Source organism: Coprococcus hominis (ex Arizal et al. 2022) (assembly GCF_040094675.1).
In the GTDB taxonomy this organism is placed as follows: Bacteria; Bacillota; Clostridia; order Lachnospirales; family Lachnospiraceae; genus Coprococcus_C; species Coprococcus_C hominis.
In genome coordinates this window covers 1-14,342 of sequence record NZ_JBBNHG010000027.1, presented here as the reverse complement: position 1 = coordinate 14,342, position 14,342 = coordinate 1, and the positions used below count along the sequence as shown (strand labels likewise).

The 14,342-nt window shown below is 45.7% G+C and carries 10 protein-coding genes; 9 read left to right on the top strand and 1 reads right to left on the bottom strand.

The window, feature by feature from the left end; all coding sequences use genetic code 11:
* Positions 1-68: 68 nt before the first annotated feature.
* From AAAT93_RS04790 to AAAT93_RS04765, 6 genes are all read left to right on the top strand, one after another.
* Positions 69-287: a hypothetical protein gene (locus AAAT93_RS04790; RefSeq protein WP_021984058.1), complete on the top strand. Its 219-nt coding sequence runs from the start codon at positions 69-71 to the stop codon at positions 285-287.
* A gap of 36 nt (positions 288-323) precedes the next feature.
* Positions 324-1,241, top strand: coding sequence for a phosphate butyryltransferase (gene ptb, locus AAAT93_RS04785; RefSeq protein ID WP_021984057.1), 918 nt, complete (start codon positions 324-326; stop codon positions 1,239-1,241).
* A 33-nt stretch (positions 1,242-1,274) separates the two neighbouring features.
* Positions 1,275-2,342 (top strand): butyrate kinase, encoded by a 1,068-nt coding sequence (gene buk, locus AAAT93_RS04780; RefSeq protein WP_021984056.1) that lies wholly within the window; start codon positions 1,275-1,277, stop codon positions 2,340-2,342.
* 27 nt (positions 2,343-2,369) lie between these two features.
* Entirely contained in the window at positions 2,370-4,862 is a 2,493-nt protein-coding gene (locus AAAT93_RS04775) for a DUF1720 domain-containing protein (RefSeq protein WP_227573567.1), read from the top strand.
* Between the two features lie 17 nt (positions 4,863-4,879).
* Positions 4,880-5,662: a type I 3-dehydroquinate dehydratase gene (gene aroD, locus AAAT93_RS04770; protein WP_227573566.1), complete on the top strand. Its 783-nt coding sequence runs from the start codon at positions 4,880-4,882 to the stop codon at positions 5,660-5,662.
* Between the two features lie 65 nt (positions 5,663-5,727).
* On the top strand, positions 5,728-6,543 hold the full coding sequence (locus AAAT93_RS04765) for a LytTR family transcriptional regulator DNA-binding domain-containing protein (protein WP_227573565.1): 816 nt from the start codon (positions 5,728-5,730) through the stop codon (positions 6,541-6,543).
* A 113-nt stretch (positions 6,544-6,656) separates the two neighbouring features.
* Here AAAT93_RS04765 and AAAT93_RS04760 read toward each other — a convergent pair whose 3' ends face one another.
* Positions 6,657-7,637, bottom strand: a complete 981-nt coding sequence (locus tag AAAT93_RS04760) for a Gfo/Idh/MocA family protein (protein WP_227573564.1) — start codon at positions 7,635-7,637, stop codon at positions 6,657-6,659.
* A 289-nt stretch (positions 7,638-7,926) separates the two neighbouring features.
* Here AAAT93_RS04760 and ileS point away from each other — a divergent pair, with 289 nt between their 5' ends.
* The 3 genes from ileS to AAAT93_RS04745 form a co-directional block, all read left to right on the top strand.
* A complete protein-coding gene (gene ileS / locus AAAT93_RS04755; RefSeq protein ID WP_118671206.1) occupies positions 7,927-11,106 on the top strand; it encodes an isoleucine--tRNA ligase in 3,180 nt (1,059 codons plus the stop codon).
* 364 nt (positions 11,107-11,470) lie between these two features.
* Positions 11,471-13,912: a glycogen/starch/alpha-glucan phosphorylase gene (locus AAAT93_RS04750; RefSeq protein WP_021984050.1), complete on the top strand. Its 2,442-nt coding sequence runs from the start codon at positions 11,471-11,473 to the stop codon at positions 13,910-13,912.
* A gap of 168 nt (positions 13,913-14,080) precedes the next feature.
* A partial coding sequence (locus AAAT93_RS04745) for a hypothetical protein (RefSeq protein ID WP_349095501.1) occupies positions 14,081-14,342 on the top strand: 262 nt, incomplete at its 3' end.

Here is a 14,342-nt window from a genome sequence, read left to right as displayed (position 1 = left end):
GGCTGTGTTCACACAAGCCGGAATAATGCGGAAAACACATTATAAATTCGTCAAAGAAGGTGAAACAGATGTCAAGACTGAAGACTCCGAAAAAACCGAAGAAGGCAAAGCCTGCGAAATCACTTTACAGAGAACCTGCAAAGCGTATGTCGCGCAAAGAGCGGAAGCTTAAGGAAAAACGAAGAAAGCAGATAAATAAGCATATTGATCATGCTATGGGATTTATAGCAATTGCTTTATGCACCGTTTCAGCAATCTTGGACGTAAAGAACAACAAAGACTCATAAAAAGAGGATGGAAGAGGAAAGGAAGAGAACAGAACAATGAAGAATTTTGAAGGATTACTTGAGCAGATTAAATCATGCAGCAAGAAGAAGCTTGCCGTTGCAGTTGCACAGGATGATGCAGTTCTTGAAGCAGTAAAGGCAGCGAAGGACAAGGATATTGCAGATGCGATTCTGGTCGGAGATGCTGATAAGATCAAGGAAATCGCTGCAAGCATGGATATGAGTTTAGAGGGTTTTGAGATTATTGACGTGAAGGATCCGACAGAAGCAGCCCTGACAGCAGTCAAGCTTGTACATGATGGAGAGGCAGATATGTACATGAAGGGTCTCATTGACACAAAGGGATTCCTGAAGAGTGTACTCAATAAGGAAGTGGGACTTAGAACCGGTAAGGCTTTGTCACATGTATGTCTGTTTGAGATTGAAGGCTTCGAGAAGATGTTCTTCCTGACTGATGTTGCATTTATTCCATACCCAACATTGGAGGACAAGGTGGATATTATCAGCAACACAGTTGCAGTTGCACATGCATGTGGTATCGAGTGTCCAAAGGTAGCTCCGCTTGCAGCGGTAGAGGTAGTAAATCCGAAGATGCCTGTTACAGTAGACGCAGCTGAGCTTACAAAGATGAATGAAGAGGGTAAGATTACAGGCTGTATCGTGGACGGACCGCTTTCCATGGACCTTGCAATTGATCCGGAAGCTGCAAAGCATAAGGGAGCAACGAACCGTAAGATTGTCGGTGATGCAGATATCTTACTGTTCCCGGACATTCACGCAGGTAATATCACATACAAGACACTGGTTCACACAGCAAAGGTTAAGAATGGCTGTATCTTAACAGGTACAAAGGCACCGGTTATCCTGACATCCCGTTCCGATACATTTGAGACAAAGGTAAATTCGATTGCCCTTGCAGCAATCGTAGCTGAGAACTTAAAGAAAAACAAATAAATTATAAGCATAAATAAGCAGGAGGATAATAAAATGAGTTATAAGTCATTGATCATCAATCCAGGTTCTACATCTACAAAGATTGGTGTATTTGAGGATGAGACATTGTTGTTCGAGGAGACACTGCGTCATTCGACTGAGGAGATTGCACAGTACGATTCGATCGTTGCACAGAAGGATTTCCGTAAGGATGTCATCGCTAAGGTTTTAGCTGAGAATAATTTCGATATTAAGACACTGGATGTTGTTGTAGGCCGTGGTGGTCTGCTTAAGCCAATTCCGGGTGGTACATACACAGTTACCGATGAGCTGGTAAAGGACTTAGTAGAGGCAAAGCGTGGTGAGCATGCATCAAACCTCGGTGGTATCCTGGCAAAGGATTTCGCTGATGAGCTTGGAATCCCTGCTTATATCGTAGACCCGGTTGTTGTTGACGAGTTACAGGATGTTGCAAGACTTTCCGGACATCCGGAGCTTCCTAGAACAAGTATCTTCCATGCATTAAATCAGAAGGCAGTTGCAAAGCGTTATGCAAAGGAAGTTGGTAAGAAGTACGAGGATTTGAACCTCATCGTTGTTCATATGGGTGGCGGTGTTTCCGTAGGTGCCCATACAGGCGGTAAGGTTGTAGATGTATTCAATGCATTGGATGGCGATGGGGCATTCTCTCCGGAGCGTGCCGGTGGTGTTCCAAATGGTGAGTTGGTTCGTCTGTGCTATTCAGGAAAGTACACAGAGAAGGAAATGATCAAGCAGCTCGTCGGTAAAGCAGGCTTCAATGCATACTGCGGTTCCAACGATGCAAGAGATATCGAGGCTATGGCAAAGAATGGTGACAAGCATGCACAGCTTGTATTTGATGCATTCTTATATCAGGTATCGAAGGATATCGGAGCACAGGCAGCGGTTCTTTCTGGTAAGGTTGATCAGATCATCCTGACAGGTGGTATCGCATATGGCAAGTATGCAACCGAAGAGATCACAAAGAGAGTACAGTTCATCGCACCGGTTACCGTATACGGTGGCGAGGACGAGCTTCTTGCTCTGGCACAGGGCGCACTTCGTGTATTAAATGGCGAGGAAGAAGCAAAGGTTTACTAAGCGTAGACATATAGTTGGAGGGATAGAATGGACGAAAATAACACACAGCAGCCGGGGGGATTCCCGGATACGACTGGATATGTGAATCCACAGCAGCCGGATACGACCGGATATACGAATCCACCACAGTCAGACATGACTGGATATGCAAATCCGCGACAGCCGGATATGACTGGATATTACGGACAACAGCCGGGACAGCCGGACATGACTGGATACTACGGACAGCAGCCGGGACAGCCGGACATGACTGGATACTACGGACAGCAGCCGGGACAGCCGGACATGACTGGATATTACGGGCAGCAGCCGGGACAGCCGGACATGACTGGATATTACGGACAGCAGCCGATGCAACCACAGACAGGCGGTAAGAAACCGAAGAAGCCAATGACAAAGGGCAAGCTGGGCGCATTGATCGGTGCTGGCGTTGCAATCGTTGCACTGGTTGTATGTGGCGTCATTTTCCTTCCAAAGCTTTTTAAGTCGGACAAGGAAGTCGTATTAGATGCGATGGAAGAGACATTTTCTTCCTACAGCACTGGCGGAGAGAGAAACGATGTAGTCGGATTCGATGAGGTGATGAAGGCGTATAATGAGAAAGGTGGAGATAGCAGTCTCAACCTGACATTTAACGCTGGTGAAGGTGAAAATGCTTACGCAATCGGTTGGAATCAGAATAACGCAGTGGATCAGAAAAATAAGAAGCTTTCTGCAGATGGCGCGATAACGATCGGAGGCGATGATCTTCTGTCGTATGAGGTTTTTGGCGATGAAGATACGATGACAGTCGGTATACCGGAGTTGCTTGCAGGTTATCTTGTATACCCGGCGGACGATCCGATGGGCGCGCTTGCGAATTCACCAGCTGGACAGTCACTTGGTCTGGACGCATCGGCACTTGCCGGATACAGTTTAAACGCATTTGCATCTGGTTCTGATGGATCAGGTCTTACAAGTGGATATGTGAGTGCGCTGGAGACAATCTGGGATGCTGCAGAATTTAAGAAGCAGGGAAGTGCCAAGATCACAGTCAATGGCGAGAATGTAACAGCCAAGGAATATTATGTGACATGGGCAAAGGAAGATCTGCAGGATGCGTGTGTATCTGCGATCGATGGTTTGACAGAAGCGGTAACAGGTTCGCAGGATACGCTTGATCAGCTTGGTATGAGTGCAGACGACTATACATATTATATGGATCAGTTGAAAGCGGCTGTGCCAAGTGTCATTAAGCATGATCTGTGTGTGAAAGTATATGTGAAGGGCAAGAGAGCTGTTAAGATCACATGTAGCGATAAGATCAACATCTTGAATATGGTGAAGATCGATTATGATTTTTGGCTGGATGCTGGTAAGGATGATCTGTCAGGAAACTTAAGTTTTGATGTGTCAGACACTTCCGTTGGCGTGAAGTTCGAGGCACATGATATCAGCGGAAATACATATGGAAATGTAAAGGCATTTGCCGGTGACAAGGAGATTGGACTGGATTTCACAAAGGATGTTGTAGAGTCTGGTGATACAGTTACGACAAAGGTAAAGATCTCCGCTTCTTCGTACCTGTCTGTTGACTGGGAGAAGACATTTAACAAGGCGGACAATACATTTGAGAATACGGTTAATGCCAATATTGTAGGCGCAGATACCTATGTGTTTAATTACAAGGGTGCTTACAAAGACATCAACAAGGGTGTCGGCTATACTGTGGCGATTGATTCGTTCGAGCTGAAGGCAGCCAACCAGACGCTCTGCAATGGAAGTATTGATACAACGATCGATACATCGAAGATTTCTGTACAGGAGATGGATGCAAGCAAAAAGGTGTATGATCTTGCAACCATGACAGAGGACGATTTGCAGACATTTGGTGAAGAAAGCCAGAAGCTGATGGGTGCTTGGGTAGAGCGTTTATCTGACAATACAGCATTTGTAAATCTGATAGATGCATTGAACAGTCTGTTTGGAACAAATTCCGATCTGCTTAATCAGGTGGAAGAGGATATCGACGAAGACACAGCTACCTATAGCGATGCAGATTTCAGCGACGATAATACAGATGAGATTACCCTCGATAATGCATCAGTTATGACCTATGATGGAAGTGCGAAATACAAGATCAAGGGATGTATCGATGGATTTAACTTCGAGTATGCGAATGAGTATGGTGTTATGTTTGAGACAGAGCAGGTATCTACGATACAGTATGGGTTATATACTGCAGAATCTGCATCCGACGCATTGGATTCTGTCTATTATGATATGTCCAACATCGACAGCTACGAGATTCTGGATACACAGTTAAACCAGACAGCGAAAGTAGAAGACAAGGATGTGCTTTATAACGTACAGACTTATAACGCATTCCAGATGAAATGTATGGATGTTACAGCCGTGATCGAAGTAGAACCGGGTGTGTTCCTGAGTATGGAAGCAAGCATCTATCTGGATGACGATGACTATACTGTGGAGCAGCTGTTGCAGGCACTGGAATCCAAGTACTATGAGAAGATACAGTAAAAATAGAGGAAAATTATATGATTCGTTATTGTAAGATCAAACATTGTATCATCGGCTTTGACCGGCCGAAGATCTGTGTGCCGCTGGTCGGACGGTCGGCGGAGGAGATCATAGCGCAGGCGGATCAGATAAGACAGTCACAGAGAAGCTCTGCCATTGATATGGTGGAGCTTCGTGGCGATTATCTGGATATTTTGCCTGACTATGAAGTGTTAGATAGATTGCTTGCGAAGGTAGCAGAGATTCTGCCAGAAAAAGTGTTGTTATTTACGATCCGGAGTGAAGCGGAGGGCGGCGAGAAGCTTGCCTTTACCACGCCGACGATCTACGAGATCAACCGGCACGTGATCGAAGGGCATCTGGCGGATATGGTAGACATCGAATTATTCTCCGGGGCAGAGCAGGCAGAGGAAATGATCGGGATCGCAAAGGAAAAAGGGGTAAAGATCATCATGTCAAATCATGATTTCCAGACCACACCGGATGCATCCACGATCGTGAACCGGCTGCGCAGTATGCAGGATCTTGGCGCGGATGTTGCAAAGATTGCTGTGATGCCGGAGAATAAAATGCATGTGGTGAATCTGCTTGCTGCAACGGCTATGATGCAGGAAGCGTATGCAGAGGTACCGGTTGTCACGATGTCGATGGGGAAGATGGGGGCAATCAGCCGGATCAGCGGTCAGGTGTTCGGCAGTGCAATCACATTTGCAAGCTTTGCGGAGGCATCGGCACCCGGGCAGATTCCGGTTGACAAGATGGACGAAGCACTTACATTGATAGAGAAATATTGTAACTAGGGGACAAGAAAGCAGAAAGACAGGAGGAGGTTTTTCTGCTTTTTATTTACGAGGGGGAGAATGTGTTGAGGGAAAGAAAAATTGTGTTGTTTGTCATGGGGGATGAAGAGATATTAGAACGTAGTCGTATGGTTGTAAGTCAGTTAGCGCTGGAATATTCTGTGAAGATTGTCAGAAATTATAGTGCGGCCTATAAGATTATTGTAGAGCATCAGGTTGATGTAATGGTGTGCGGGCCAGCGGAGGAGCAGTTTCACCAGAATATTGTAGATGCATACCGGTTTATGGAGTCCGCGCGCAGGTTGAAGCGTTATCGGGATACGCCTATGATATTGATATCTGACGTGGAAGATCCGAATGGTTATTGTGATCGGGTACTGTGTTGTTTTGCGGTAATTGATACTTTGTCGCTCGAACATCGGTTGTGTGAAACACTTGTACAGGCTCTGGAGGAACTCTGGTGCACGAGTCCGCACACATGTCCGATGCTGCGGCAGGATAAAATAGAGGCACGCATGCTGTATATCCAGAACCAGAATGTGATATACCCGATCCAATGTGCCAAGGTCAGTCATATACTGGCATCTAACCGATCGATGGAGGTCTGTCTGAATAATGGTGGGAAATATCCTGTGAGATATGTTACCCTGCAACAGCTTCTGGAGGCTGCCGATGTATGGTATTTCCTGCAATGTTCCCGCAGTGGAATCATTAATGCAAACTATGTACGCAATATTGATTATACAAACCGCGTTATTACGATGTGCAATTCGGATCAGATTGCAATTGGATCGACGTATGTGAGGTCGCTGCATGAACAGTTTCCGACGATGCAGGAGTTATGGCAGCGGAGACAGAATCGTTGTATGTTTTTTGAATGAACCGGCAAACATATATATGAATGGAAATTAAAACACCGGACAAGGAGAAGCGTTCTCTCTGTCCGGTGTTTGTTAAATGTGCGCCTGGCAGCGTGCGTTACTAACGGAAATGATTATTCCATCGGATATTTGATCTGCCATGTATTTCTCAGTGAGTCGCAGATCTGCATGATGCGGAGTGTCTCTGCATGCGGCATCTCCGGGCATTCGGTCTGACCAACGATGATGGCATCTCTGGCAGCGATAAACTCGAATTCATAACCGGTTGTCTGCTTGTCCGGTTTCTTTGTCTCAAGCACAAGCTTGTGATCCTGATTGTAAATACGGAATGTCTCCGGACAGTTGATGTTGTCAATCTCGATATATCCGCGGTCACCATAGATTTTTGCATTGTTGTCAGGCTGGTACATCATTGTGACAAATGCGTTTGCACATCTGCCACCTTTGTATGAAATCTGCAATGCTTCCTGCGCATCCACGCCTGTGTCAAGCTTGGCACAGGTAGAACCGATCATCGGAGGTTCGCTGCCATAGATCATGGAGATCAGATTGAGCGGATATACACCAAGATCAAGCAGTGCACCACCGGCAAGCTCCGGCTTGGTCAGTCGTTCTTCCTTCAGAAGAGAGTAGCCAAGGGAACAGGTGATATTATTGACACGCCCGATTGCACCCTTCTGGATGTACTCTGCCATCAGACGGTACATCGGCATGAAACGGATCCACATTGCTTCGCCGCAGAACAGATTCTTCTCTCTGGCAAGCTTCAGGACTTCTTCGGTAGTAGCTGCATTATAAGAAAATGCTTTCTCGACAAGCACCGGCTTTCCGGCATTTAAACAAAGCTTTGCATGTTCTGCGTGATGGGAATGCGGGGTTGCGATGTAGATGAGTTCGACATCCGGATCTGCCACTAGTTCCTCATAAGAACCATAATATTTTGTAACACCATGCTCTTTGGCAAAAGCTTCTGCTTTCTCTGTATCACGGGATGCAATGGCATATGCTTCAAATGCATCTAAATCTCTGAGTGTATCTGCAATCACACCGGCAATCTTTCCGGCACCCATAATTCCAACTTTAAAATTAATCATATGAAACTCCTTCCGTGTCAGCTTTTGACAATCTGCGTCTATTATACCAAAATTACAGTCGTATGTCATTTCCTTTTTACAAAAATGAAGGAGCAAGTTTTCACGGAATGGATAACAAAATATATTTATAACTGGCGAAAGTGACATGGCAGGGTTTTATTGACATTTCCTTGGGTTATGCGTTATACTGAAAACTTGGATAGGTCTGTGAATCAGACGGAAATCTATTTTTATGACAGATACAGATATGCATGAAAATCAAACATAATAAGAAAGGAAATATAGAAGTATGTACGAAAAGGTTTCTACAAAGCTGGACTTCACCAGCCGGGAAGAAAAAGTACTCAAGTTCTGGAAAGAGAACGAGATCTTCGAGAAGAGTATCGAAGAGAAGAAAGACCTGCCGACTTATACATTTTATGACGGCCCTCCAACTGCAAACGGCAAGCCGCATATCGGCCATGTGCTGACACGTGTGATCAAGGATATGATTCCACGTTATCAGACAATGAAGGGACATAAGATCATTCGTAAGGCTGGATGGGATACACATGGTCTTCCGGTTGAGCTTGAAATCGAGAAGGAGCTTGGTATCGATGGCAAGGAGCAGATCGAGGCGTATGGCTTAGATCCGTTTATCCGCAAATGTAAAGAGTCCGTATGGAAATACAAAGGTATGTGGGAAGAATTCTCCAACAAGGTAGGATTCTGGGCAGATATGGATAATCCGTATGTCACATATCACAATACATTTATCGAGTCCGAATGGTGGGCATTGAAGAAGATCTGGGACGACGGACTTCTCTACAAGGGATTCAAGATCGTGCCTTATTGTCCACGTTGTGGAACACCGCTTTCGTCACATGAGGTAGCACAGGGCTATAAGACAGTCAAGGAACGTTCCGCTGTGGTACGTTTCAAGGTAATCGGCGAGGATGCGTATTTCCTTGCATGGACGACAACACCTTGGACACTTCCAAGTAATGTGGCACTCTGTGTGAATCCGGATGAGAACTACTGCAAGGTAAAGGCAGCAGACGGCTATACTTACTACATGGCAGAGGCTCTGCTTGACAAGGTACTTGGCGGCATGGCAGAGAAGCTTGTCAAGGAAGAGAAGATTACAGAGGGAACACCTGCATATGAAATCCTTGAGACCTACAAGGGTAAGGAATTAGAGGGCAAGGAATACGAGCCGCTTTTTGAGTGCACAAAGGCGTATGTGGCAAAGCTTCCACAGAAAGGACATTACATTACATGCGATTCCTATGTAACGATGTCCGATGGTACCGGTATCGTTCATATCGCACCGGCATTTGGTGAGGACGATGCAAACGTCGGAAGAAAATACGACCTTCCATTCGTTCAGTTTGTCGATGGCAAGGGTGATATGACAAAGGAAACACCTTACGCAGGATTGTTCGTAAAGGATGCAGATAAGCCGGTACTCGTTGATCTGGAGAAGGCAGGACTTCTGTTCGACGCTCCGAAGTTTGAGCATGAGTATCCACACTGCTGGAGATGTGACACACCGCTTATCTACTATGCAAGAGATACATGGTTCATCAAGATGTCCGCAGTGAAGGACAGACTGGTGAAGAATAATAACACCGTAAACTGGATTCCGGAAGGTATCGGTAAGGGACGTTTCGGCGCATGGCTGGAAAATGTTCAGGACTGGGGGCTGTCCCGTAACCGTTACTGGGGAACTCCACTGAATATCTGGGAGTGCTCGTGTGGCAAGCGTCACGCGATCGGTTCGATCGAGGAACTGAAATCCATGAGCGACAACTGCCCGGATGATATCGAGCTGCATCGTCCATACATTGATGCAGTGACGATCAAGTGTCCGGACTGTGGCGGCGAGATGAAGCGTGTGCCGGAGGTTATCGACTGCTGGTTCGATTCCGGTGCGATGCCATTTGCACAGTGGCATTATCCGTTTGAGAATCAGGATATCTTCGAGGACAACTTCCCGGCTGACTTCATCAGTGAGGCGGTTGACCAGACAAGAGGATGGTTCTATTCCCTGATGGCAATCTCCACATTGCTCTTTGACAAGGCGCCTTACAAGAATGTTATCGTGCTTGGTCACGTACAGGATAAGGACGGACAGAAGATGAGTAAGTCCAAGGGTAACGCGGTTGATCCGATGGATGCCCTGAACAAATACGGCGCAGATGCAATCCGCTGGTACTTCTACAGCAACTCCGCACCTTGGCTTCCAAACCGCTTCCATGAGGATGCAGTGGTCGAAGGCCAGAGAAAGTTCATGGGTACGCTCTGGAACACATATGCATTCTATGTACTGTATGCAAATATTGACGAGTTTGATCCAACGAAGTATACATTGGAGTATGACAAGCTGTCCGTGATGGACAAGTGGCTGCTCTCCAAGCTTAATTCTATGGTGAAGTCCGTAGATGATAATCTGGGCAACTACCGTATTCCGGAGGCAACCAAGGCACTTGCTGAGTTTGTCGATGATATGAGTAACTGGTATGTCAGACGTTGTCGTGAGCGTTACTGGGCAAAGGATATGCCACAGGATAAGATCAATGCGTACATGACACTGTATACAGCACTTGTGACACTCTGCAAGGCTGCAGCACCGATGATTCCGTTTTTGACAGAGGATATCTATCAGAACTTAGTTCGCACGGTAGATAAGAATGCACCGGAATCTATCCACCTGTGTGACTTCCCGGAGGTAAATGAGTCCATGATCGATCCGGAGCTTGAAGCAAGCATGGATGAAGTACTGAAGGTCGTTGTATTTGGTCGTGCCGCAAGAAATACTGCGAACATCAAGTCCCGTCAGCCGATTGCAAATATGTACATCAAGGCTGCAAAGACACTGGATGATTATTTCGTAGATATCCTGCGTGACGAGCTGAATGTGAAGAATGTAGAGTTCAAGGAAGACCTGTCTGCATTTACCGCATACTCGTTCAAGCCACAGCTTCGTACAGTCGGACCAAAGTATGGCAAGCATCTGAATGCAATCAAGGAGTACCTTGCAAATGTCGATGGCAACAAAGCGATGAGCGAGCTCAAGGCAGACGGTGTGATCAAGTTCACAGCCGATGATACAGAGATTGCACTCGCTGAGGAAGATCTGCTGATCGAAGTAGCGAAGATGGACGGATATGTGACAGAGGGCGATAACTATGTAACGGTTGTTATCGACACAACCCTGACACCGGAGCTGATCGAGGAAGGCTATGTGCGTGAGGTGATCTCCAAGATCCAGACGATGCGTAAGGATTCTGACTTCCAGGTAACAGACCGCATCAAGGTCTATGTAACCGGCAATGCGAAGATCGCAGAGGTTATGGAGAAGAACGCAGATGAGATCAAGCGAGTCGTACTTGGCGATGCATTTGTGATGGATGCAGCGTGTGACAACTCAAAAGAGTGGAACATCAACGGCGAGAAAGTTACGATCGGCGTGGAAGTAAGTAAATAAAATAATAAGTAAAGTTCTGCAAATCAAACAGAGGATTTGCAAGCAAATTGTATAAAATTTTTTGTTAATTCACACATTCATGGGCAGATGTAACGAAAAATACATTTTTCATTGTATCGTGTAATTATGTCTGCTACACTGAATGTGTTGGAATGGGGCTGGGATGCCCTGAAATGACATGTCTGCGACGGGAGAGTATCGCGTAGAGAATTAGGATTGTATGCCGGATGATGGTGTGCTGCCGGATAAGCTACGATAACGGTAATGAGAGGATTAGCAACGGGGATGATATGGACATGTTACGTAAGATAAGTGTGGGCATTTTCGGATGCACATACGCACATAAACAAGGAGGATTAATTCTATGAAGAAGATGGCTGATTTCGATAAGGAAAGCTTCAAGAAGGACGTCATTAACAACGTCAAAAACCTTTTCCGTAAGACTATCGATGAAGCAACACAGGAACAGGTATTTCAGGCAGTGTCCTACGCAGTGAAGGATCATATCATTGATCGCTGGATCGCTACGCAGAAGGCATACGAGGAGAAGAATGCAAAGACTGTTTACTACCTGTCTATGGAGTTCCTTATGGGCCGTGCACTTGGTAATAATATGATCAACCTCACATGCTATGAGCAGGTGAAGGAAGCATTGGCAGAGCTTGGCTTTGACTTGAATGTGATCGAGGATCAGGAGCCGGATGCAGCACTTGGTAATGGTGGTCTTGGCAGACTGGCTGCATGTTTCCTGGATTCCCTTGCTACATTAAACTACCCGGCATATGGCTGTGGTATCCGTTATCGTTACGGTATGTTCAAGCAGGCAATCGAGAATGGTTATCAGATTGAGAAGCCGGATAACTGGTTGAAGAACGGCAATCCATTTGAGGTAAAGCGTCCGGAGTATGAAGTAGAGGTTAAGTTCGGTGGCTATGTAGCGACAGAATGCAGAGAGGGAAAGAATTACTTCGTACACAAGGATTATCAGGCAGTTCGTGCGATTCCATATGATCTTCCAATCATTGGATATGGCAATAATGTTGTAAATACACTCCGTATCTGGGATGCAGAGCCGGTACAGGAGTTCAATCTTAATTCATTTGATAAGGGTGAGTATCAGAACGCAGTGGAGCAGGCAAACCTTGCCCGTAACATCGTTGAGGTACTTTATCCAAACGATAACCATTATTCAGGTAAGGAGCTTCGTCTGAAGCAGCAGTACTTCTTCGTATCTGCTTCTGTACAGAGAGCCATCCTGAAGTTCAAGGAGAACAACGCAGATATCCATGATCTTCCAAACAAGGTTACATTCCAGCTGAATGATACACATCCAACTGTAACAGTAGCAGAGCTTATGAGAATCCTTGTTGATGAGGAGAATCTTGAGTGGGATGATGCTTGGGATATCACATGCAGAACATGCGCATATACAAACCATACAATCATGGCTGAGGCACTTGAGAAGTGGCCAATCGACCTCTTCCAGAAGCTTCTTCCTAGAGTATATCAGATCGTAGATGAGATCAACCGTAGATTCGTTCTTAAGATCGAAGATATGTATCCGGGCAACCAGGATAAGGTACGCAGCATGGCTATCCTCTATGATGGTCAGGTTAAGATGGCACACCTTGCGATCGCCGGATCTTACTCCGTAAATGGTGTTGCTAAACTTCATACAGAGATCTTGAAGAAGCGTGAGCTTCGTGATTTCTACGAGATGCGTCCGGAGCAGTTCAACAACAAGACAAACGGTATTACACAGAGAAGATTCCTTCTCCATGCAAACCCATTGCTTGCTGACTGGGCTACAAAGAAGGTCGGCGACGGCTGGATCACGGATCTTCCGGTGCTTGAAGGTCTGAAGAAGTACGCAACAGACAAGAAGGCTCAGAAGGAGTTCATGGACATTAAGTACAAGAATAAGGTTCGTCTGGCTGAGTACATCAAGGAGCACAATGGTATCGATGTAGATCCGAACTCTATCTTCGATGTTCAGGTTAAGAGACTTCATGAGTACAAGAGACAGCAGCTTAACATCCTTCATGTTATGCATCTGTACAATGAGTTGAAGGCAAATCCGGATATGGATTTTGAGCCAACAACATTCATCTTCGGTGCAAAGGCAGCTGCCGGTTACAAGACAGCAAAGCTTACAATTAAGTTGATCAACTCTGTAGCAGACGTGATCAATAATGATAAGTCTATCAAGGGCAAGATCAAAGTTGTATTCATCGAGAACTACCGTGTATCAAACGCAGAGATTATCTTCGCTGCAGCAGATGTATCGGAGCAGATCTCAACAGCTTCCCGTGAGGCTTCCGGTACAGGTAACATGAAGTTCATGTTGAACGGTGCTGTTACACTTGGTACGATGGATGGTGCAAACGTAGAGATCGTAGAGGAAGTTGGTAAGGAGAACGCATTTATCTTTGGACTTTCAGCTGAGGAAGTAATGAAGTACGAGAAGGATGGCGGTTACTATCCAATGGACATCTACAATTCAAATCCAAAGGTTAAGAAGGTTCTTGACCAGCTGGTAGATGGCACTTACTCAAATGGCGATAAGGAATTGTTCCGTGACTTATATGATTCTCTTGTAATGAAGGACGTATACTTCACATTGAAGGATTTCGATTCTTATGCAGATGCACAGAAGCGTGTAAATAAGGCATACAAGGATAAGGCTAACTGGGCTAAGATGGTTATGCTCAACACTGCTTGTGCAGGTAAGTTCTCTTCTGATAGAACAATCGAAGAGTATGCACAGGAGATCTGGAAGCTTGAGAAAGTAGAAGTTACATTGTAATTTTTGTAATTTTATAGATAGGAATATATGAGCGGCTGTGCGTGCATATGCCGGTTATATGGGAGAGGGCTGTCACTGTTTGGTGGCAGCCTTTTTTGGAGTACATTGGGGTGGAATGGGTAGAATGTGGTGGAGTGGGAAAACTCCCGCATTTATGCGGTGCATTTGATGACCGCTAATCAGAGCAAGATGCGCAGAGCGCATCTTGTCTCTGTGGATATTGGGGTGGATTGGGTAGAAAATGGCAGAACGGGAGAAAGTCCCCAACCGGAAGCTGAGAAGAAGCAAGCAGGTTGGGTAGAAAATGGCAGAGCGGGAGAAAATCCCCAATCGGAAGTTGCCGAGAAGCAAGTAGGTTGGGTAGAAAATGGCAGAGCGGGAGAAAATCCCCAACCGGAAGGTAAAGAGAAGCAAGCAGGTTGGGTAGAAA